Source organism: Skermania sp. ID1734 (genome assembly GCF_007489285.1).
GTDB lineage: Bacteria > Actinomycetota > Actinomycetes > Mycobacteriales > Mycobacteriaceae > ID1734.
Genome location: NZ_VLIY01000009.1, coordinates 112,920 through 133,959 on the forward strand (window position 1 = coordinate 112,920; position 21,040 = coordinate 133,959).

The following is a 21,040-nucleotide window of genomic DNA, read 5'->3' on the forward strand; positions in this document are numbered from 1 at the left end:
ACATCAGCTTGTAGCGGTGAAGCCGAGATCTGCAATGGCAGACTGGTTCTCCTTGCCGACCTTGGCCAGATCGGTGATCCAGACGAGCACGTACCGAACCGGCTGATCGCTTTGCACCGGGATCTGGGTGACACCTTGACCCAGCGTCGCGCTGCCGATGATCTGAGTTTGATCAAGCGTGGGCGAGGCCGAGGGCGCCGAGCGAATCTCGACCTTGGTGCCCGGACTTGGTGAGTTGATCCAGACCCGGGTCAACTTGTTCGGGTTCGGCAGTGTGACGAGCAGGCCGACGCCGTTCTTGAGTGCCGGGAACGGCTGATAATACGAGTCGGTGCGCCAGATGGTGCCGGCGTTGTTGTCGAGCACCAGCGACGCGCCATCGGGATCGTCCGGCGTGCCCTTCGGGGAAAATACCCGCACGTCACTTGCCGGGACCGCTACCCCAGCCGGGGGAGCTGGCGCGGCTGGTGCCGCTGCGCTGGGCGGTGCGGTGGTGAGTCCGAGGTTGGGGTCGTTCAAGGGGTTGTCCGAGCCGCTGCCGCCGAACAGGCTGGCCAGCCACCACGCGACGATCCCGAGAATGATGACGCTCGCGGTGGCGAGACCGATGAGAATCAGCCGCATCCGCTTGCTCTTGGCCGCCTCGGCCTCGGCGGCTTCCGGGTCGGCGAGCGAGTGGCCGCTCGCGCCCGGCGCGCGCTGACCCAGGCGCAACGCGGGCATCAGATCGGTTTTTTGATCTACTACCGACGCCTGGTCGAGGACATGCTGCACGGTGGCCGCGGTCCGCACACCGCGATCGGTTTCCAGCGCTCGCACCGCGATCGTCGAAATCTCGAACGGTACTTCGGGCCGAATCTCGCGCGGCTCGATCGGCGCGCCGTTCGGACCGTGTTGCGCAAGCTTCAAACCGCCGACGGTCGGAGCGGGCGCCGCCGTGCCGGTGACGCCGCCCGGCGTCGAGCCGATCGGCCAGCGGGCAGTGATCAGGGCGTACAGCATCGCGCCGAGGCCACGGACGTCCGCCTGCGGGTTGGCATCGGCCAGCGTGCCGGGGAAGGCCAGGACCGCGTCACCGTTGACGCTGATGCGAACCCGATCCGGGTGGTCGATCGACAGGCTGCTGCCAGCGCGATGGGCGAGTTCGGCCGCCGACGCCAGCGCCCTGATTGCGCGGGCCGCGCCGATCGGCGACGGCTGAGTCTCCGCCATTTCCCGCAGCGACCGGCCGGGCGTCCATTCGGCGACGACGATGCCGCCGGAGCTGCCGCGGACGACGTCGAGTACGCGCGCCAAACCAGGAGAATTGATCCGGCCGAGCCGAAGGGTGCGCGACAAGATTGCCTGCGGCCCGTCCTCACCGGCGGTCGCCGCCGCCTTCTGATCGGCGTCGACGAACGTGAGCGCAACCTCTCGGTCCAATTTGGTGTCCAGGGCCTGCCAGAACTTCAGACCGCGCGCGCCACCATGCGGAGCCAGCAACCGGTAGCGGCCGCCGGCGACAGACGCGCCGGGGATCAGTTTCGGTCCACGCAGTATCCGGCGCGGCGGTTCGGGCCGGGCCTGCTCAGGAGAAAGGTCCTTCGGCGGTGGCGTCTTGCGATCGGATTGTGGCCGCGACCCGGCAGTCGAGACGTTGGCGGAACCAGCGCCCGGTGGCCGCGCGGCGTCCGTGGCGGCATTGCCGGTTCGCGTATCGGCGATAGCGTCGTCGCCCACCCTCACTCCTTCGCGTATGCCTGCCCGCGGTGCGGGTAGCTGACCTGGTGAACCCGGATAGACCTGCGGTGGTCTTCGGCTCGCGCCAGGGTGCGGTCCGGGATAAACATGCCGGGGCTGCGAGAGTGCCTCCCCCGTCACCCTCTGCCGAATAGGGTACGTGAACTGACCGACTCCAGTGATATCGGTGGCTTCCGGCCGCAGTACCGGTAGCACCATCGTTTCGGCGTCCATCACCGGGTCATAGGGACGTTCGACGACGTGCTGCACCGGCTCGTGTGCTGGCACATCCGGCTCCGGTCGGCGCCGGAAGCGACGGGTGACGGCCACCGTTATCGATACGACTTCGGAGACATTGGCCAAACGCAGAATGGTGAAGGTCACGACGAGCAGCAACAGTCCCTCGATGGCCACGCGAACAGCCGAACCGGGCCCGCCCAGTTCCGCGCTCAGCCGATTCAGTCGCAACAACCGATCGGCGGCCAGCATCACGGCACCGCCGGCCAGCGAGGCGAGCAGCGCAATCCATGCGGTCTTGCCCACATTGGCGGTCCGCAAATTGCCCAGGCTGCGGCGCAGCAGCAGCCCTCCGATGACGGCGCCGACGATGAACGACACCCCGGTCACGCCGCTGAGCAGCACCACCACGTGCTTGTTGTCGGTGGCAACCATCGGCACGAGCGCGGACAGCACCACCTTGACGCCGGTGATCCCCAAGATGATCCAGGTGGGCGTCCACACTTCTTGGCGCGCATAGAACACACGCAACTGAATCAGCGTGATCGCGTACGGGATCAGCGTGAAGGCCGACCAGCTGACGGCCTCGCCGAGTCGGCCGGCGTCGCCCGCACCGAAGTTGCCGTAACCGTAGAGCGCCTCACCGACCTGCGGTCCGGCGATAGTGAGGAAGGTGATGACCGGGACGAGAGCAATGAGAGTGAGGCGGGTCGCCACCGATAGGTCGTCTACCACGGCCGGAGTGTCGTCGGCCGCGGCGTTTCGGCTGAGCCGCGGCATGATCGCGGTCAGCACGGTCACACCCAGCACTCCGTACGGCAGTTGCAGCAGGAGCCAAGCATTGTTGTAGATCGCCGGTCCGGCGGCGTCGTAGTGCGAGGACACGCGGGTGGCAAACACCATGCCGGAGACGCTGATCAGGACGTAGAGCATGATGGCCAGCGCCATGCCGCCGAACTTCTTCAGCCGGTCGTCGATCCCCCACAGCGGCTTGAGGCTGATGCCCTGGCGCCGGATCATCGGCACCATGCTCACCGCCTGAATGACCACGCCGAGCGTCACACCGATCCCGAGGGTGAGCAGTTTCGGGTCGCTCATCCGCACCGGATCGAGGCTGATCTCGCCGGGCATCAGTAGATAGATGCCGAGGACCACAAGGACAACCACGTTGTTCAGGACCGGGGCCCAGGCGCCCGGCTTGAAAATCTGCCGGGTGTTGAGCACCGCGCTGAAAAGCGCCGACAGGCCGTAGAACAGCACTGCCGGTAACAAAAGGAAGGACAGCGCCGTGGTCAGGTGGGTGTTGACCTTGCCGTCGGTGGACAAGAACACGTGTGTGGTGAGCAACGGAGCGGCGGCGACCGCCAGCAGTGCGGCGGTGCCCAGCAGGATCACCGCGGTGGTGAACAGCCGACGCACGAATGCCGCGCCGCCGTCCTCATCCTCGCGTTCGGCCCGGACCAGCACCGGTACGACGATGGCGGTGAGCACCTGACCGAGCACCAGCTCCGAGATGATGTTCGGGATCTGGCTGGCGACGGTGAACGAACTGGCGATGCTGCCGCCGAGGACGGTGAGTAGCAGCATCTGTTTGAGAAAGCCGGTGATCCGGCTGACCAGCGTGGCGATCGCGATCGATCCGCTGGCCGCGAGAAGCCCTGTGTTGGAATTCGCGGAGGTCTCGGCTTCGGGCACGGGCTCCGGCTCAGGTGTCGGTTGGTGCCGGACGGGCTGGGCGCGATGCGGTGTGGGGTACGGCCGCACCCGCTCCCAGGGCGCCGGCCGGGCGGGCGGCGGGTATGCGGCGTGCTCGCCGTAGCCACTACCCGTCATTACTTCCTCCGGTCCTCTCCCCGAGCCCTTGCACTATGGAACGTCGACGCAGCGACGCACTCGGCGTCGTTAAACGTCGATCTGCTTGTCCGCGGGATCGGGCTGACCACGGAAGCGGTGCCACAGACGTCGTCCGGCGAGCAGCAGCAGCAACGCTCCTGCGCACGCGGTAATTATCGCGAGCGGCTTGCCGTATGCGTTGGAACGTACCGAAACTGTTGTGGGATCACCGAGCGCTTGCCCGGTAGGGGTGGTGAGCGACACATCCACGACGAGGCTGCGACTGTCGTTGACTTCCGCGGGTACCTGCAGCGCGCGGGAGCCGCGCGGCGGCAATTGTTGCTCGCCGATGTCGGTGATGTGCATGTCCGACGGCGCATCAACCTTGAGTCGGACCCGGATGCCGACGGGGAGATCGTTGCGTGCCACGAGCAGCAGCGGGCTCTGCTCGGACGCAAGGGTGTACACGCCGCCGGGAGCCAGCACCGTGACCCCCTTGAGCAGCGTGTCCATCGACGCCGCTTCGACGATCACCCGCGAGTAGCCGGCCAACTCGGAGTTCGCCCGGGTGGCGTCGCGCCGGCCGGAGAGGCTCATCGCGCGCAAGAGGTCCTCGCGCAGTGGCGCCGAAAAGCGCTGGGGGGTCAGTTCCGAATTCGGGTCGTCGACGAGTGCCGCCGTCAAGGTGTCGATGCGCCCGGCCTGCTCGGCCGCCGGCAACCGGATCGAATCTGGAATCGCGTCGTCCACCGCATGTTGCGGGTAGTTCGCGGTGAACGGGCGCGCATCGGCGGGCTCACTCACCAGGGTGTCGAGGGTCCGCGGGACCGCTAAACCGGACCGAATCAGCGTTGCTACCTGCGACAACACTGCGGACGCTTCGTTTCCGTCGACGCTCCACTGCTGCGGCGGCGCAATGAACAGGGATCGTGGGTGATCGGGCTGCGGCGTCAGCGCGGGCCAGGCGAGGGCGCCGAGCGCGTCCTGCAGGCGAGCCGGCCGCGAATCACCGGTGAGGTCGTAGCGCGCCTTGCTCGGCGTGAACGACGGCGTCTGCGGCTGGCTGCCGACTGCGGCCAGCGCCGTCGCGGCGGAAACGTCGAAGGTCGCGGCGTGCAGTTCCGGTTCGGCGGTACTCGCGGTGGCGGCGGTGGCGGTCCCAGCGTCGGCGTTGAGGTTGGCCACGCGTACGACATCAGGCGGCGCGATGGCCTCGTCCACGTTGGCGGCAACAGCGTTTCCGGAAACCAGTAGCGTCTTGGTGCCGAGTCCGGCGAGCATCGCGGCGGTGTTGTCGTCGACAGTTCCGGAATCCGGCCAGGTGATGCCGCGCTTGCTGGTCGTGGCCAGGATGCTGTCGACGATGTCGGCCGGGGCGACGACCGCACTCGTGCTCAGCGCGGAATTATGGATCTGGCGCAGCGCCGTCAGATCCACTTGGGCAAACGGCAACGCCACTGTGCACACGTTGTCGGCCAGATTGCGGACCCGGTCCAGCCAGGCGGCTGCCACCTGCGCGCCGGTGCCTTCGCGAGCCGGTCCCATCGGATTGCTGGGATCGGCCACCACCAGGTAGCCACGTGCCATGTTGGACACCGTGATCAACAGGTCGGGGTCGACGGCAAGGCAGATGCTCTGGGCGAGCTTGTGGTCGCGGTCGACGTTCGGTCGCAGTGCGAATTCGAGGGCACCGACGAGTTGATCGAGGCGGCCGCCGGGCGCGAGAGAGGTGGCCAGGTCGTCGTCGACGAGACGCACCGGCTGATCGAGGGATCCCGGAATTCCAGCGGCCAAGCGCGGTTTGTCGGCCAGCGGCCAGAGCATGGTCACGGCGATCGGGCTGTCGGTGGACGGTGCGATCGGGCGACTCTGCGGCTGCTGCGCGTCCGTGACCGTCGGGTCGGCGGGCAGGCCCAGCACCGGAAGCAGAAAGCGGGCATCGTCGAGGCGGGCCGGGTTGCCGTAGGCCGGTTGACCGTTGACATTGAGCAGCATCGGGTAGACGCCCGGATCGGTGATCCGCAGGGTCGGGGTGCCGGGATCGGTTTGCGCGCTCGGCCGCAGCGGCATGGTCAGGGTGAACTGCTTGTGCTGGCCGACGTCGAGGTGATCGGCGACCGTGATGAACGTGCCCACTACGTCGAAGTTCTGTTGGTCCAGCTTGAGCGTGGTGCGCAGCTCCGCGGAGGTCGCCACCGCAGGTGCGCGTTGCAGGCGGACATCCACGTCATTGACTCGCCTGTCGCCGACGTTGGTGACGGTGGCGGTCACGGAGACGGTCTGATCACTCGTCGTGGTGACCACAGATGGGGTGACCGAGTCGATGCCGAGTTCTAGAAACTCCGGTGAGCGGTCGGATCGTTGGACGGGATCTGGGAGGCCGTGCGCGGGAGTGGAGGGCGCAATCGGTGCCGCGGGCGCTGTGATTGCCGCGGGTCCCAATCCGATAGTGGTAACCGTGAGCGCGACAGCCGCGACGCGCGTCCACCGAGCGATCATTCCGAGTCGCGGCCTTCAGGAGCCGGTTGTGCCCGGCGACCGTGCGGGTCGCCGGGGGTTGACTCGCTGCGCCGGTGAAAGGCCATCCGGGCGATGAGCTGACCGGCCTTCTCGGCAAGTCGCCGCTCATCGGCGTACGCCAACCGGGTCTCTAGTTCGGTGAGCGGCACCCACGCCACCTCGGTGACCTCGACATCGGCGTCGGAGAGTTCGCCGCCGAGAAACCGCAATAAGTAATGGTGCACGGTTTTGTGGACGCGGCGGCCCTCGGTGACGAACCAGTAATCGATGCTGCCGAGTTCGGCGAGGACCTTGCCACGGATACCGGTCTCTTCGGCGACCTCACGCATGGCGGTTTCTTCGGCGGTCTCGCCCTTTTCGATATGACCTTTCGGCAGCGACCACAACAACCGGCCGCGGCGGTCGGTACGTCCGATCAGCGCCGCGCGCAAGGCTTCTGGCGGACCGTCGAGTCCCGAGATGACCAATCCGCCCGCCGACGTTTCCTGAACGGTGCGCAACCTGGGACGCGGCGGTTTGCCGACTGCGCCACGGCGCCGCGGCTGGCGGCGTCGATTATTGGCACGTTCGGCTGGAGACACCCAATCAATCCTAGCCGCCGGAGTCCGTATCACCGCCGACCAACACCGTACGGTGTATGGCCCACGCGCCGGTAAGCTGGCGTCCCGTGGTTTTGCCCTCCCCTGCCGCGTCGGGCGCGGATCCAAACGCCGAGCGGCGTAATCGCTTGCTTGCCTCCGCCGCCATTTCGTTGCAGCGCTTCGCCGACGTGCTGACCCCGCTCGGCGATCTGTTCGCCGCGCGCGGGCATGAGCTGTACCTGGTCGGCGGCAGCGTTCGCGACGCCGTGCTGGGCCGGTTGGGCACCGACCTGGACTTCACCACCGACGCGCACCCGGAACAGGTGCAGCAGATCCTGCGCGGTTGGGCGGACAACCTGTGGGACACCGGCGGCATCGCCTTCGGCACGGTCAGCGCCGGTAAGGGCGAGCACACGATCGAGATCACCACCTACCGCGCCGACACCTACGACCGGGTTTCCCGCAACCCGCAGGTGAGCTTCGGTGACTCGCTCGAGGGCGACCTGATCCGCCGCGACTTCACGGTGAATGCGATGGCCGTGAAGATCGGCGTGGATGGCGCCCAGGAATTCGTCGACCCGCTCGACGGCATGACCGCCCTGCTCGCCGGGGTGCTCGACACCCCCGCTGCGCCGGAGGATTCCTTCACCGACGACCCGCTGCGCATGCTGCGCGCGGCGCGATTCGTGTCCCAGCTCGGCTTCACCCTCGCCCCCCGGGTGAAGCAGGCCATGACCGACATGGCTCCCGAGATCGAGCGCATCACCGCCGAACGGGTGCGCGCGGAATTGGACAAGCTCATCCTCGGGGAACACGCGATCGAGGGCATCGACGTCATGTGCGAGACGGGTTTGGCCGGCTACGTGATTCCCGAGATTCCAGCCATGAAGCTCGAGATCGACGAACATCACCAGCACAAGGACGTCTACCGGCACTCGTTGACGGTGCTGCAGCAGGCGATCGATCTGGAGGACAACGCGACGGGTGATGTACCCGGTCCCGACCTGGTGCTGCGCTGGGCGGCGATCCTGCACGACATCGGTAAGCCGGACACCAAGCGCAACGAGCCGGGCGGCGGCGTGAGCTTCCACCACCACGAGGTGGTGGGCGCCAAAATGGTGCGTAAGCGGCTGCGCGCGTTGAAGTATCCGAAGCAGATGACCGACGACATCGCGCAGTTGGTGTTTCTGCACCTGCGCTTCCACGGCTACGGCAAGGGCCAGTGGACGGACTCAGCCGTGCGTCGCTACGTCACCGACGCGGGACCGCTGCTGTCCCGGCTGCACAAGCTGGTGCGGGCGGACTGCACCACCCGCAACAAGCGTCGCGCCGCCGCGCTGCAGGCCAGCTACGACGATCTCGAACAGCGGATCGCGCGCCTGCAGGAGCAGGAAGATCTCGCGCGGGTGCGGCCTGACCTCGACGGCAACGCGATTATGGAAATTCTCGGCCTGCCGCCGGGCCCCGAGGTGGGTCGCGCGTGGAAGTACCTGAAGGAACTGCGATTGGACCGCGGGCCGCTTTCCCGCGCGGAGGCCGAAGACGCGCTGCGCACGTGGTGGAACGATCAGCACCCCGACGCACCGGGCGATACCGCTACCAGACGATAAGTCCGGTCCCGGCGACGATCGCATTGCGGATCTGTCCGAGGTCGAGTGAACCGGAGAACGACGGGAGATCCAGCACGAACTCCACCTCGTGGTCGTGCCTGCGCGCCGACACGACACGCGCCTCGTATGGCAGCGGTCCGAGCGGAATCGCGCGCGCTGGCAGCAGTGCCTTCGGCAGCGGCAGGCCGTTCCAGCGGGCGCTGAGCACCTTGATCCGGACCAAGTCGTCGACCACGGACGCGTCGACGACCGCGCTGAGCTTGCGTTGGCGATGCTCGGCGTGAATGTGCCCCGACGGCGTCACGCTCAGGCGCCAGTCCAGCTCCTGGCTGTTGAGCCAGGCGACCAACGACTGCATAGATATAGTGCCGATGACGTCACACTGGCGGGTTTCCAACCGTGTCGGCACCCCGGGGACCAGCCGGACGCCGTGGGCGACGATGCGCAACTGGTGCACCGGGTGCCCCACCCAATCGACGTCGGTGAGAAAGATTTCGGTTTCGAAGAAAGCGCCGCGACGGCGGACTCGTAACTCGTTGAGGATCGCCCGAATGGGCTGGCCATGCAGCGACAGATCGATCTCGCGCCCGGTGAACTGGCGGCTGATCCCTTCCGAAAGCACGCTCATGAGCACGTCCGGCAGCAGTGCGGTGACGGTGCCCGCGCCCAGGGTAGCGACCGGGTCGACCCAGGACGAGGTGGTGGCGACCCAGCTGTCCAGCCAGGATCCGGCGCCGCGGAGCGGAGACCAGGACCCGGACCACGAGCGAGGGTCCAAATACGAAGCCATGATTGATCCGACAATACTGGTGCGCCGATTCTGGTGCGGCGTGTCGCAATCGGGCGGCGCCCGACGCGGATTTCTCCGGTGGTTGCAGCCCGCAAATGCGGCGGCTCGCCCTCGATAGGCGCTCAACCGCGTTACAGTCGGCGGAATGACGTACTTGCGCATCCGCGACGCTGCGGAGCTGCTGGGTGTGAGTGACGACACGGTTCGGCGCTGGATCGATACCGCCGCATTGCCTGTCGGCAAGGACGCGTCGGGCCGGAAAACCGTGGACGGCGGCGCGCTGGCTCAGTACGCGCGCGAGCACGCCATCCGGGTGCCGCAGACGTCTATGCCGGTGCAAAGCTCGGCGCGCAATCGATTCCCCGGGCTGGTCACCAAGGTGGTGAGCGATTCCGTGATGGCGCACGTGGAAATGCAGTGCGGACCGTTCACCGTCGCCTCGCTCATGAGCGCGACCGCCGTCCGCGAATTGGGCCTGGAACCGGGAACGGTGGCCGTGGCGAGTGTCAAGGCGACGATGGTGACCGTCGAAATCGAAGGGTCCTCGGCAGAGAACCCGCTGGCGTGAGGGCGCCGGCTGCCGCCACCGGGCTGCCGCGCTGGATCTACGTACCGGCAGTGATCGGGGCACTACTGGTGATGCTGCCCCTCGTCGGGATGCTGAACACCATCGACTGGACCAACTTCTTCGGTCTCATTACCTCCGAATCCGCGCTTATTGCTTTGCAATTGAGTCTGAAGACGGCCTTCGCCAGCATGGTCGCCTGCGTGATCCTGGGCGTGCCCATGGCGGTGGTCCTGGCCCGCGGATCGCTGCCGGGGCTGGCCATCTGGCGGTCGGTGATCCTCTTGCCCCTGGTGTTGCCGCCGGTGGTGGGCGGTATCGCGCTGCTATATACATTCGGCCGGCAGGGTCTGATCGGCCGTCAGCTCGACGTACTCGGCATTCACATCGCCTTCACCACCGCGGCCGTTGTTTTGGCGCAGACGTTCGTCGCACTGCCTTATCTGGTGGTAAGCCTCGAGGCCGCGATGCGCTTGCACGGCAACCGATACGAGTCGGTGGCAGCGACCCTGGGCGCCGCGCCGACCACCGTCCTGCGCCGGGTCACTCTGCCGCTGCTAATTCCGGCGGTGATTTCAGGGGCGGTGCTCTCGTTCGCCCGCGCGCTCGGTGAGTTCGGGGCCACGTTGACGTTCGCCGGCAGCCTGCAGGGCCGTACCCGCACTCTGCCGCTCGAGATCTATCTGCAGCGCGAGACCGATCCCGAAGGCGCAGTGGCTCTTTCGCTGCTGCTCGTGGTCATCGCGATCGTCGTCATGGTGGCCACCCGCCGCCGGTTGCCGGGTGCACCGTGGTGAGCGGGCTCGAACTGTCCGCGCGCGTGGACCAGCGCGACGTGGAGGTGACCCTGTCTGCGGCGGACGGTGAAGTGGTGGCGTTGCTCGGGCCGAACGGTGCCGGCAAGTCCACGGTGCTGGGGATGATCGCTGGCTTGATCCGACCGAATCGGGGACGAATCACGCTCGACGAGCGGGTCCTGACCGACACAGACGCGTCGGTCGCGGTGGCCCCGCATCGTCGTGGGGTGGCGCTGCTGGCCCAGGAGGCATTGCTCTTCCCCCATCGAACGGTGCTCGGCAACATCGCCTTTCCACTCGAGTGCGCGGGAGTGGCGCGCCGCGAGGCCGAGGTGCAGGCGCGCGGATGGCTCGAGCGAGTCGATGCCGTACAGCTCGCCGACCGCAAGCCGCATCAGCTCTCCGGCGGCCAAGCGCAGCGAGTGGCGGTGGCTCGGGCACTGGCGGCCGAACCACGGCTCCTGATGCTGGACGAACCCTTTGCGGCGCTGGACGTTTCATCGGCGCCGGAATTGCGCAATCTGCTGCGCCGACTCGTGCGGATCCAGCGCAGAACCACGTTGCTGGTCACCCACGACATCGTCGACGCGCTCACCCTTGCCGACCGGGTGGTGGTGCTCGAGGACGGCCGAGTCGTCGAATCCGGCTCGGTGCACGAGGTGCTTACCCAGCCGCGTAGCGCGTTTGCCGCGCGGATCGCCGGAGTGAACCTCTTGGAGGGTCTGGCACGTCCCGATGGTGTCGTGGTGGGTGGCGACGTGGTGTACGGCCGGATGGACGGCGACTGTCAGCCGGGCGTGGCGGCGTCGGCGGTGTTCCCGCCTGCGGCGGTGGCGGTACACCTTCGACCACCGGAAGGCAGTCCACGCAACGTGTTTCGGATGCGCGTCACCCATGTGGACTTCCATGGCGCCGCCGTTCGCGTCTATGCCTGCGAGGAATCGAATGCGGACATCGAGTTGATGGCCGACATCACCCCGGTCGCGCTGCGCGAACTCGGCATCATCACCGGACTCGCCGTGTATTTCGCGGTCAAGGCGAGCGAGGTGGCGATCTATCCGCGCTGAATTAGATCGTGGCGCTGAGCAACACCTCGTCGGTCGATTCCGAACGGATGTCCACCCGGGTGATGTCGTGGGGTGCAACGGCGCTCACTGCCGAACCGGTAATTGTGTCGCCGGGATTGGCCGTCCACTCGGCGATCTTGCTCTGCACGCCGGATTGAGTGGTTACGTACATCGCGTATTTCCCGCTGTAGCTGCCCGCGCTGCCGCTCTTGTCATAGCTGCATCGGAAGTCGACGCGGGTGCCGCCGCCGGGCTGAGTCATAAGTTTGACGCTGGCAGAAAGGGGTGTCTGGACCAGTTCGTCCAGACTGCGCGCCGCCACCACCTGCGGACCGGCCGGCGTTGGTGGCGTCGACTCATTGCTGTGCGCCAGCGGCAGGGTGATGAGCACGGCTGCGGCTGCCGCCACGACAGCACCGCCGATCGCGAGCATCCGATTGCGCCACCGCGTGCGGGCCGTGCGCCGGGCCAGCGTCGTCAAAGTGTCGCCTGCCGGCGGCGCAGTCGACAACTGGTCGCCGTCGAGCATCTGCTCGGCCACATCGCGGGGAACGCTGGCCAGCATTCCGGGCAGCGGGGCGAGTTCGGCTACCGACGCACGGCATTGCTCGCATTCGGTCAGATGTGCCTGAAATTCGAGGCGTTCGCTCGGGCTGAGCGCGCCCAGCACGTATGCGGCGTCCCAGGTTCGGTAGGGGTCGCGTGTCGAACCCAGGTCGGCTGGCGCGTTGGTCGGTCCGGTCATCAGCGCGTCACCCCCATCTCCTGCAGTGCCAGCCGCAACGACCGGATCGCATAGTGCATGCGAGATTTCACGGTGCCGTCCGGAATGTCGAGCTCGGCAGCGATCTGCTGCGTCGACATTCCCCCGTAGTAGCCGCGGATGATCACCTCGCGATGGTCGGCGCTCAGCGTTGCCAGCGCGTCGGCGATGAGCCACGAATCCAGCGCACGTTCGGACCGGTCGGGCGTCGACTGCTCGGGCGGGGAATCCGTCCCGAATTCCCGTCGGGCGCGCGCGCTGCGATGTTCGTCGAATGCGAGATTGCGCGCGACCGTGAACAGCCACGCGCGCGCGGATTGCGTCGATTGGTCCAGCACGCTCGGCCGTTGCCAGGCGCGCAGCAAGGTCTCCTGCACGATGTCTTCGGCACGGCCCGGATCACCGATCAGGCTCAGGGTGTATCGCCACAGCGCAGAAGCGTGTTCGCGGTAGAGCGCATTGAGCAGCTCCGCCTGATCATCGGGCATCGACCACCTCCCGCCTGCAGAACGGTATAGCGAGCCACCCGGTTCAAACAGACATTTACGGTGCGTTGCGCAGACAAGTTTCGCTGGTTACTTGCTGAGGTATTCCCCCGGCCGTGGGTGCCGAGGAATTCCTTCCGCACTCGCGCAGCCTTTCTGATCTGCGCCAGGCCGCGGAATCCTGTCGGGGGTGTGACCTGTACCGGGACGCGCACCAAACGGTGTTTGGGGAAGGCAGCCAACACGCGTCGATCCTCCTGGTCGGTGAGCAGCCCGGGGATCAGGAGGACCGTCGCGGTGAGCCGTTCGTCGGCCCGGCCGGGCGAATACTGGATCAGGCGCTGCGCGATGCCGATATCGACCGCACGCAGACCTACGTGACCAACGCGGTCAAGCATTTCAAGTTCGTCGAACGCGGTAAGCGCCGAATTCATAAGAAGCCGGGCCGAACCGAAGTTGTCGCCTGCCGGCCGTGGTTGCTTGCCGAAATCGAGGCCGTCGATCCGCGGGTGGTTGTCTTGCTTGGCGCCACCGCGGCGCAGTCGTTGCTGGGACCGCAGTTCCGGATCACCAAGTCGCGCGGCGAACCGCTGCACCTGGAAGACGGGCGTAGCGCGGTGGCGACCACGCATCCCTCGGCAATTCTGCGCGCCGGCGATGATGATCGCGAAGCAGCCTTTGCCGAACTGGTTGCGGATCTGCGGGTGGTTGCGGAGCTGCTCGATGAGCCGCGACGAGTTCATGGATAGGGACTGACGCACTCGGCATTCGGCTACAGAGCCATCATCTCGGGGCCTAGTTGCGCTCGAGCTCGATCGGGTGCGTCGCCAACATGGACAGCGGGTGCGGTTGCCGGCGCAGCACGCTCGCCCAGATATCCGTGCGCGGCGGGGCGAGGAGGTCCGACGCCAGGCCGGACAGCACCATCCAGTCGTCGCGGTCAAGTTCGCCCTCGAGTTGTCCGAACGTCCATCCCGAATATCCGGCGAACACCCGAATGCCTTCGACCAGCGGAGCGATCTCGGACGGGTCACTGTCCAGGTCGACCATCGCCACCCGACCATCGACGCGCCGCAGTCCGGAGGCGCCGGTGATGTCGGCGCCCACCCGGAGCACCGCGAGGCACACGGCAGCATCCCGTTTCACCGGGCCGCCGATGAAGAGGGCCCGGGGCTTGGCGGCCAGCTGGGCCCACTGCGGCAGCACGTTGTGCACGGCAGTGTCGCTCGGGCGGTTGATCACCACACCCAGGCTGCCGCCTTCGTTGTGCTCGATGATGTAGATGACCGTTCGTCGGAACGTCGGTTCCAGCAGATCGGTCGACGCCACCAGTATGCTTCCGGGCCGCACGATTCGGCCGGTCGCGGAGCTGCGCTCGCTTGGCCGCGCGGTGCGGTCCTCCGGTTCCTCTGCCTGTGCCACAAAACCATCATGTCACCGTTGCCCGAGTGCCGTCCGCTCATCCGCCCAGGCCCATGGTTTCGACCAGAACATCCAGGTGATGGGCGAACAGTTCGGTTGGATCGGTCAGCGTCCCGGGGCCATATTGATCGAAGACCTCGAAGGTGACAATGCCGAAAAGACTTGCCCAGGCGAACATTCCGCGGGTCAGCACGGTGGCAGGCGCGGAAAGGCCGAATTCGTCGGCGATGCGGGCGCAGTCGGCTACCAGCCCGGTGGCCGGCGTGGGTGCTTCGCGCGGCGAAATGGACCCGGCGCGGTAGGCTCGCTCGATGATGCCGATGAGCGCGACGATCACTCGGGTGCCCGGACCGGTGGTTTGCTCCGCCGGGGCTTGATAGCCGGGCACGGGCGTCCCGAACAGCAATCCGTACCGTGCGGGTTCGCGCCGTGCCCAATCGCGAACGGCCCAGCCCAGTGCACGGAACTGCCCGGCAAAGTCGGTGTCTGGAACGGTCCGCACTGCTTGCTCGACCGCCTCGCCCAGCTCGTTGTATCCATCTACGACCAGCATGGTCAGCAGTTCGTCGCGGCTGCGGACGTAGCGGTATACGGCTGATGAGACGACGCCCAAGTCGCGGGCCACTGCCCGCAGCGAAAGTCCGTCCGCGCCATGCTCGATCAGGTGGGCGCGCCCGATGCGCGTGATGTCGGCCATTGTCTGCGCCCGCGCCCGTTCCCGGGGGGTGCGAGGTGTCGCCTGCTCACCGCTGGTCATGTGGCCAGCGTGCCGTGAAGCGAGAGCACCGTCAACAATTGCGCTGCCCGCTCACCTTGAGCGAGTAGTGCTGCCAGCGGATACGCTCGCTGGGTGTCCGATTTCGCGCGCAACCGCTGGTCGCGCGCGCGTATCGCCGCAGTGATTCGTGAGAGCCCCGGTCTGGGCAGGCTCGCCACCATCCGGTTCGCCGGGCAGTTCGGCGACGGCATGTTTCAGGCGGCACTCAGTGGTGCCATCCTCTTCAATCCGGAGCGGCAGACCGATCCCATCGCGGTGGCCGCTGGCTTCACGGTCTTATTGCTGCCCTATTCGGTGGTTGGACCATTCGCGGGAGCGCTGCTCGACCGCTGGGACCGGCGCGCCGTTTTGTTGCTGGCCAACCTGACGCGCGCGGCGCTCATCGTCACGACCGCTGCCATGCTCGCCACGGGCGCGCGCGATCGGGTGCTCTTGTTGTTTGCTCTGGCAACGGTCGGCGTGAGTCGGTTCGTCCTGGCGGGCGTATCGGCGGCGCTCCCGCACGTGGTGACCCGCGAGCGACTGGTACCGATGAACTCCGTGCTGACCACGGTTTCGTCCGGCTGTGCCGCGATCGGTGCGGGCTGCAGCGTCACGGTCATCGGCATTGTCGGTGCGGGCGACGCGGGCTCGGCCTTGGCGGTCTTGGTCAGCGCCGCCGGTTCCGCTGCCGGGGCGCTGGCGGCCGCGGGTTTTGCCCCGCAATTCCTGGGACCCGGTGACCTCTCGGTCGGCGCCGGACCCCGTCCCCACGGCGTCGCGGTGATGGCGGCAATCGCCTCCGGTTTGCGCAACGGGGCGCGCGCAGTGTGGGCGGTGCCCGGGGTAACCACGGCGATGACCGGCATCGGTGCACACCGGATCGTCTTCGGGGTGAACACGATGATCATGGTGCTGATCCTTCGCGACACTGACGCCGGCTCGCGGATGCCCGGTGGGCTGGTGGGTTTCGGCGTCGCCATCGTGGCGACCGCAGCGGGAATGCTGTTGGCTGCGGCTGTTGCACCAGTGCTCATTCCGCGACTCGGCCGATCGCGAACCGTGACCGTGGCCGTCACGTTCGCGGCCGTCGTGCAGTTCACCCTGGTGACCACATTGGTGCCCGGCCTGCTGCTGCTGGGCGCCTTCCTCCTCGGCTTGGCCGGTCAAACCATCAAGCTCACCGGTGACGCAGCCATGCAGATAGACATCCCCGACGACCGGCGCGGCCAGGTCTTCGCCTTGCAGGACACGGTCTTCAACATCGCTTTCGTGCTCGCCCTGGCCGTGACTGCCGTATCGGTGCCAGCGGATGGGCGTTCGCCGAGCATCGCGTTTGCCGCTGGCGTGGTGTATCTGAGTGCGTTGGTCGCGATCGCCGCAAACACTCGACGCGGACGGGGAATGGTCGCGCGCAATCTCGGCTGAACCAACTCGGCGCGCATCTCGTGTCACTGCGAGACTCCTGAGGAGGTTTTTCGTGAGCCAGCGCGCCGTCGTGACCCGCGTCGCCGACTATCTGGTCGACGCGGTGGTCGCACTCGGCGTCCGCCACGTTTTCGGCGTCGGCGGAGCCAACATCGAAGATATCTACGACGCGATCCACAACGCGGGCGACCGGATCACCGGCGTGGTGGCCAAGCACGAGTTCTCCGCGGCCACCATGGCCGAAGGCTACGCACGCAGCACCAACGGAATCGGCGTTGTCGCGGTGACCTCGGGCGGCGGCGCGATGAACGTCGTAGCGGGTCTGGCCGAGTCCTTCACGTCGAAGATCCCCATTCTGGCGCTGGTGGGCCAAGCTCCAACCGAACTCGAAGGCCGGGGCGCGTTTCAGGACAGCAGCGGCAAGGCGGGTTCGTTAGACGCATTGGCGCTGTTTCGAACCGTATCCCGGTTCGCTGCCAAGGTGACGTCCGCCGAAATGGTCTCCGAGGTCCTCGCCGACGCCGTGACGGCGGCGATGTCGGGCGGTCCCGCGGTGCTGTTGCTGCCCAAGGACATTCAGCAGTTGCCGTATGCTGGCCGGCCGTTCGACCCGCCGCAAATCAGCCAAGGCTACGACGAGGCAGCGTTGGGGATGATCGCCGAGGAGTTGTCCCGGGCCGGTTCGGTCGTGATCATCGCGGGCGAAGAGGTTTCCCGTGCCGATGCACGCGCGGAGCTTGCGCTGCTTGCCGAGGCGCTTGGCGCAACGGTTGCGGTCACCGCCGGGGGCAAGGACGCCTACCCCACCGACGGACCGGGCTACTGCGGCGTAGTCGGCACCATGGGCAACCCCAAGTTAGCGCAAGCGATCTCGGCCAGCGAGATGTGCCTGGTCGTGGGCAGCCGGATGCCGATGACCGATCGCGCCGGTATCGCGGCCGCGCTGTCACACAGCCGTCTCGGGTGGATCTGTAGCGAGCGGCCGTTCGTCGAGTCGGCGCAATCGACCTACTGCGGCGCCGACGACATCCGCACCGCGCTGGGAAAGCTGGCCAATGCGGTGGACGCACGTCCGAAGGTCGCCGCGCAGCGAGCGCCGGCACCGCCCCAGGTTCCGGCAGTGCGCGGCCTGGGACTGCGTTATCAGGAGGCGGTCGCGGAGCTCGCCGCGGCGCTGCCGCCGGAGGCTGATGTCTTCGCCGATGCAGGAAACACCGGAAGCGCGGTGGTGCACCATCTTCCGCTGACTTCGACGCAGCGATTCGTTCTCGCACTCGGGATGGGCGGAATGGGTTACAGCTTCGGCGCGGGTATTGGTGCGGCGTTTGCTTCGGGAGGTAGCCGGCGCACCTTTGTGATAGCTGGTGACGGCGCGTTCTTTATGCACGGCATGGAGATTCACACGGCAGTCGAACACCGGTTGCCCCTCACGTTCGTGGTTTTCAACAACAACTCGCACGCCATGTGCCTCACCCGCGAGCAGTTGTTCTACGGAGATCGATACAGCTTCAACCGTTTCCGCAGCACGGATTTGGGAACTGGACTGGGTGTGATGTTTCCGGGACTGCCGAGCTGGAATGCGCGCACGATCGACGAACTGCGGACTGCGCTCGCGCACGCGGAGGACACCGACGGTCCCGCCTTCATCTCCGTCACCTGTGATCCAGACGAAATACCGCCCTTTGCACCATTTCTGAATAAGGAATCGTGATGACACTTCCCGCGCTCAGCGACATCCCCGACACCGCCGCCATTGCGGGGCTGATCCGTATCGAGAACTCGGACAAGGATGCCACCACGCCGATCATCATGGACATGCTGCGGTCGGTCTACCCCCACGACAAGATCTACGGTGACTTCTGCACGGTGCAGGGCTATATCGACGCCGACCCGCGTGCGGTATTCGAATACCTTTCCGATACCAGAAGTTTGGAAGAGTGGACCTACAGCCTGCGTGGCTTCACCGAAACGGACAAGCCGGGCCTGTGGCTGGCGTACGACCGGCTTGGCGATCAAACCAAGATCTACACCCGAACCGTGGCCAGCGCCGATGCCATGACCGTCGACTATCACTGCGCCTGGGATCAGGGTGAGCATCTTTGGATGATCTACCTGATGCGCGTTGTCGACGCCCAAGTGGTATTCAACAAACCTGGAGCCGTTGTGCTGTGGACGAATTGCCACCACCCGTTCTACGACCAGAACGGTTATCCGGAGACCGCGCCGAAGAAGCGGCCGGTGTGGGTAGGTGACTTCTGGGACATGTTCTCCGCCGGCCACCAACTCGAGCTGGACAACCTGCGGGCCATCTGCGAGTACCGAGCCGCGCGGGGGCTGCCGATCAAGCCGGAGTGGATGCAATGAGCACGACAGTCGCTGAACCGCCCGTCATCAGCCTGCTCGATGTCGCGAGCTACCTGCCCGAAAATCGGGTCAGCACCGACTATTTCACCCAGTTCGCCCGCTCGGACCGGATGGCGAAGAACGTCATGTTTCGGTCGCCGACCTACCGTCACCACGTCGCACCGGACGAGACCGCCGTCGACATGATCGAGCGCGCGGTCGCACCCCTGATCGAAAGGCACGGTGCGGCAGCCATTTCGGACGTGGACATGCTGTTGACGCACGTGCAGCTGCCGGACAACCCGGTGCTGGGCAGCGGGCCCGAAGTCGCCCGCCGGCTAGGCATGCGACCCGACTGGGTGCTCGACATTCACAACGGTGGATGCGCCGCATTTGTGCATCTCATGCAACTGGCGCAGCAAATCATGCAGAGCAGCAATGCCCGTTCGGCATTGATTGCGGTCGTGCAGAACAGCGCCGGTCAGGCCTTCACCCAGTCGGAGATCCGGAAACTGGCCCAGGCACCGGTGCCCGGCGACGGCTGCGGCGTCGGTCTGCTGGTGAAATCTTCGGATGCACCCATTTTGGGAATCGAATGCCGCACCTATCCGGAATTCGCCGGCGACATGAACTTCACCGGCTTTCCGGAGACTGACCGCAAATACTGGGAGCCCGGAAAGGCGCAGGCGTGCATAGGTTTTACCGAATCACGGATCACCAAGGTCTTCGCGCGCGGGAACCGGCTGGTGCCCGAGGTGGCACTGAGCCTGTGTGGCCGACTCGGAGTGCGCGGCGCCGACGTTGACACCTTCGTCACCAACCAGCCCAATCGGTTGTTCCTGCGCAACTGGACCGAAGCGCTCGAACTGCCGAAGGATCGGCACCCCGACACCTTCGACGAATGCGGGAACCTTTTCGGCGCAGGAATCCCGGTGACGCTCGATACCGAGAATCGGGCCGGCCGGCTACGTACGGGGTCGTTTGTACTGATGTCCGCGTTTGCGCATGCCGGCGATTTCGCTGGTGCGGCGGCGGTCCGCTGGGGCGCAACGCAATGAGCGTCGACCTCGATGTCGCGCCCGCGATGCGGTTACAGCTGGCGCTGAGCGAAAACCCGTTCCCGCCGTTGCCGTCGGTTGTGACCGCGCTGAATTCCGCGGTGGCACAGGCAAATCGCTATCCTGAGTTCGTTCCGACTCGGCTCGCGAAAATCATCGCGACGCACCTTGGTCTGGCGACCGAGACAGTCGTGGTCGGTAGCGGCGCCACCGGAGTGGCAATGCAGGTGATGCAGGCACTGCTCGCCGACGGCGACGAGATCGCCTGCGCCACTCCGACCTTCGACGGCTACCCAATCTTGGCGGCGATGCGGAGTACGCCGGTGCGCGCCGTGTCGCTGGACGCGCTGGGGAACCAGAACCTCGAGGCCTTGGCCGCGGCCGTGGACGAGCGCGTTCGGCTCGTGATCGTGTGCCGGCCGCATAATCCCACCGGCACGCTGATCAGCGCAGCAGACCTGGAGTGGTTCCTCGGTGTGGTCGGCGCGCGGACGTACGTGCTGCTGGATGAGGCATACGTGGAGTTTGTCGAGCCGCGGTTGCGCTTGGATGCCCGGCGATTGGTGGTCGAGCACCCGAACGTCATTGTGTTGCGCACGTTCTCGAAGGCTTATGGGCTGGCCGGTCTGCGCGTGGGCTATGCCATCGCCACGCCCGAGGAGGCGGAGCGCATCCGCCGGTGGCAGGTGCCGTTCGGGGTGAACGCAACCGCCGTTGCCGCAGTCACCGCGTCATATGCGGCCGAACGCGAGTTGCGGATCCGGGTCACCCGCATCACGCGTGACCGCGAACAGCTTCGTGACGCGTTGCGGGCGCGCGGCCTGCGCATCCCGGCCAGCCACGCCAACTTCCTCTATCTGCCCGCGCCGGCCGCCGAGCTGTTGCGGTGGCATGGGATCGCGGCCAAGGGCTACCCCGACGGTGCCGCGCGTGTCGCGGTCGGGGACCCCGAGGCGAGCGCCGCAGTCCTCGCGGCGCTGTCGTAGCGTAAAACCACGCAAAAGCCCCACCGCGAATTGTTCCGGGCGTAGCGTAGTGCGGCAGCCGCTACGGAAGGGGTTGGGA

At 66.5% G+C, this 21,040-nt stretch carries 18 protein-coding genes; 10 read left to right on the forward strand and 8 right to left on the reverse strand.

Annotation, left to right across the window (positions count from 1 at the left end):
• Positions 1–3: 3 nt before the first annotated feature.
• From FOS14_RS13015 to FOS14_RS13025, 3 genes are all read right to left on the reverse strand, one after another.
• On the reverse strand, positions 4–3,789 hold the full coding sequence (locus FOS14_RS13015) for a murein biosynthesis integral membrane protein MurJ (protein WP_143771178.1): 3,786 nt from the start codon (positions 3,787–3,789) through the stop codon (positions 4–6).
• A 69-nt stretch (positions 3,790–3,858) separates the two neighbouring features.
• Positions 3,859–6,288, reverse strand: a complete 2,430-nt coding sequence (locus FOS14_RS13020; RefSeq protein ID WP_143771180.1) for a DUF6049 family protein — start codon at positions 6,286–6,288, stop codon at positions 3,859–3,861.
• Positions 6,285–6,923, reverse strand: a complete 639-nt coding sequence (locus tag FOS14_RS13025) for an NUDIX hydrolase (protein WP_370512227.1) — start codon at positions 6,921–6,923, stop codon at positions 6,285–6,287. Before FOS14_RS13025 ends, FOS14_RS13020 begins: the two co-directional genes overlap by 4 nt.
• A gap of 53 nt (positions 6,924–6,976) precedes the next feature.
• Between FOS14_RS13025 and FOS14_RS13030 the strand changes: the two genes are divergently transcribed.
• Positions 6,977–8,500 carry a CCA tRNA nucleotidyltransferase gene (locus FOS14_RS13030; RefSeq protein ID WP_255450303.1) on the forward strand — a complete coding sequence of 508 codons (1,524 nt, stop codon included), beginning with the start codon at positions 6,977–6,979 and terminating at the stop codon, positions 8,498–8,500.
• On the opposite strand, the gene FOS14_RS13035 is transcribed toward FOS14_RS13030, so the two are convergent.
• Positions 8,487–9,290: a hypothetical protein gene (locus FOS14_RS13035; protein WP_143771186.1), complete on the reverse strand. Its 804-nt coding sequence runs from the start codon at positions 9,288–9,290 to the stop codon at positions 8,487–8,489. The genes FOS14_RS13030 and FOS14_RS13035 overlap by 14 nt on opposite strands.
• 145 nt (positions 9,291–9,435) lie before the next feature.
• Between FOS14_RS13035 and FOS14_RS13040 the strand changes: the two genes are divergently transcribed.
• The 3 genes from FOS14_RS13040 to FOS14_RS13050 are packed head-to-tail and all read left to right on the forward strand — an operon-like array spanning position 9,436 to position 11,719.
• Positions 9,436–9,858, forward strand: coding sequence for a molybdopterin-binding protein (locus tag FOS14_RS13040; RefSeq protein ID WP_143771188.1), 423 nt, complete (start codon positions 9,436–9,438; stop codon positions 9,856–9,858).
• The gene (locus FOS14_RS13045; RefSeq protein WP_255450304.1) at positions 9,855–10,652 is read left to right on the forward strand and encodes an ABC transporter permease; all 798 of its coding nucleotides are present in this window, start codon (positions 9,855–9,857) and stop codon (positions 10,650–10,652) included. The genes FOS14_RS13040 and FOS14_RS13045 overlap by 4 nt, the downstream gene beginning before the upstream one ends.
• A complete protein-coding gene (locus tag FOS14_RS13050) occupies positions 10,649–11,719 on the forward strand; it encodes a sulfate/molybdate ABC transporter ATP-binding protein (RefSeq protein ID WP_143771190.1) in 1,071 nt (356 codons plus the stop codon). The genes FOS14_RS13045 and FOS14_RS13050 overlap by 4 nt, the downstream gene beginning before the upstream one ends.
• Before the next feature lies 1 nt (position 11,720).
• Here the strand turns inward: FOS14_RS13050 and FOS14_RS13055 are convergent, their stop codons facing one another.
• Both FOS14_RS13055 and FOS14_RS13060 read right to left on the reverse strand, forming a co-directional pair.
• Positions 11,721–12,464, reverse strand: coding sequence for an anti-sigma factor (locus tag FOS14_RS13055; protein ID WP_143771192.1), 744 nt, complete (start codon positions 12,462–12,464; stop codon positions 11,721–11,723).
• The gene (locus tag FOS14_RS13060; RefSeq protein ID WP_143771194.1) at positions 12,464–12,970 is read right to left on the reverse strand and encodes a sigma-70 family RNA polymerase sigma factor; all 507 of its coding nucleotides are present in this window, start codon (positions 12,968–12,970) and stop codon (positions 12,464–12,466) included. Before FOS14_RS13060 ends, FOS14_RS13055 begins: the two co-directional genes overlap by 1 nt.
• A 113-nt stretch (positions 12,971–13,083) precedes the next feature.
• On the opposite strand from FOS14_RS13060, the gene FOS14_RS13065 reads away from it, so the two are divergent.
• Entirely contained in the window at positions 13,084–13,716 is a 633-nt protein-coding gene (locus FOS14_RS13065; RefSeq protein ID WP_255450305.1) for a UdgX family uracil-DNA binding protein, read from the forward strand.
• Between the two features lie 46 nt (positions 13,717–13,762).
• Here FOS14_RS13065 and FOS14_RS13070 read toward each other — a convergent pair whose 3' ends face one another.
• Together FOS14_RS13070 and FOS14_RS13075 are read right to left on the reverse strand one after the other, a co-directional pair.
• A complete protein-coding gene (locus FOS14_RS13070) occupies positions 13,763–14,389 on the reverse strand; it encodes a YqgE/AlgH family protein (RefSeq protein WP_143771198.1) in 627 nt (208 codons plus the stop codon).
• Between the two features lie 37 nt (positions 14,390–14,426).
• Positions 14,427–15,146, reverse strand: a complete 720-nt coding sequence (locus FOS14_RS13075) for a TetR/AcrR family transcriptional regulator (protein ID WP_143771200.1) — start codon at positions 15,144–15,146, stop codon at positions 14,427–14,429.
• Between the two features lie 93 nt (positions 15,147–15,239).
• On the opposite strand from FOS14_RS13075, the gene FOS14_RS13080 reads away from it, so the two are divergent.
• The 5 genes from FOS14_RS13080 to FOS14_RS13100 are packed head-to-tail and all read left to right on the forward strand — an operon-like array spanning position 15,240 to position 20,961.
• On the forward strand, positions 15,240–16,574 hold the full coding sequence (locus FOS14_RS13080) for an MFS transporter (protein ID WP_255450306.1): 1,335 nt from the start codon (positions 15,240–15,242) through the stop codon (positions 16,572–16,574).
• 52 nt (positions 16,575–16,626) lie between these two features.
• Entirely contained in the window at positions 16,627–18,285 is a 1,659-nt protein-coding gene (locus FOS14_RS13085; RefSeq protein ID WP_255450307.1) for a thiamine pyrophosphate-binding protein, read from the forward strand.
• Entirely contained in the window at positions 18,285–18,938 is a 654-nt protein-coding gene (locus tag FOS14_RS13090) for an SRPBCC family protein (protein ID WP_185981754.1), read from the forward strand. Before FOS14_RS13085 ends, FOS14_RS13090 begins: the two co-directional genes overlap by 1 nt.
• Positions 18,935–19,975, forward strand: coding sequence for a 3-oxoacyl-ACP synthase III family protein (locus FOS14_RS13095; protein ID WP_143771204.1), 1,041 nt, complete (start codon positions 18,935–18,937; stop codon positions 19,973–19,975). Before FOS14_RS13090 ends, FOS14_RS13095 begins: the two co-directional genes overlap by 4 nt.
• Positions 19,972–20,961, forward strand: a complete 990-nt coding sequence (locus tag FOS14_RS13100; RefSeq protein WP_185981755.1) for an aminotransferase class I/II-fold pyridoxal phosphate-dependent enzyme — start codon at positions 19,972–19,974, stop codon at positions 20,959–20,961. Before FOS14_RS13095 ends, FOS14_RS13100 begins: the two co-directional genes overlap by 4 nt.
• Positions 20,962–21,040: the final 79 nt, after the last annotated feature.

Coding starts and splice junctions, on each gene's coding strand:
- FOS14_RS13035 (WP_143771186.1), bottom strand. CDS start 9,290: ATGGCTTCGTATTTGGACCCTCGCTCGTGGTCCGGGTCCTGGTCTCCG.
- FOS14_RS13100 (WP_185981755.1), top strand. CDS start 19,972: ATGAGCGTCGACCTCGATGTCGCGCCCGCGATGCGGTTACAGCTGGCG.
- FOS14_RS13020 (WP_143771180.1), bottom strand. CDS start 6,288: ATGATCGCTCGGTGGACGCGCGTCGCGGCTGTCGCGCTCACGGTTACC.
- FOS14_RS13075 (WP_143771200.1), bottom strand. CDS start 15,146: ATGACCAGCGGTGAGCAGGCGACACCTCGCACCCCCCGGGAACGGGCG.
- FOS14_RS13040 (WP_143771188.1), top strand. CDS start 9,436: ATGACGTACTTGCGCATCCGCGACGCTGCGGAGCTGCTGGGTGTGAGT.
- FOS14_RS13090 (WP_185981754.1), top strand. CDS start 18,285: ATGACACTTCCCGCGCTCAGCGACATCCCCGACACCGCCGCCATTGCG.
- FOS14_RS13055 (WP_143771192.1), bottom strand. CDS start 12,464: ATGACCGGACCGACCAACGCGCCAGCCGACCTGGGTTCGACACGCGAC.
- FOS14_RS13095 (WP_143771204.1), top strand. CDS start 18,935: ATGAGCACGACAGTCGCTGAACCGCCCGTCATCAGCCTGCTCGATGTC.
- FOS14_RS13015 (WP_143771178.1), bottom strand. CDS start 3,789: ATGACGGGTAGTGGCTACGGCGAGCACGCCGCATACCCGCCGCCCGCC.
- FOS14_RS13060 (WP_143771194.1), bottom strand. CDS start 12,970: ATGCCCGATGATCAGGCGGAGCTGCTCAATGCGCTCTACCGCGAACAC.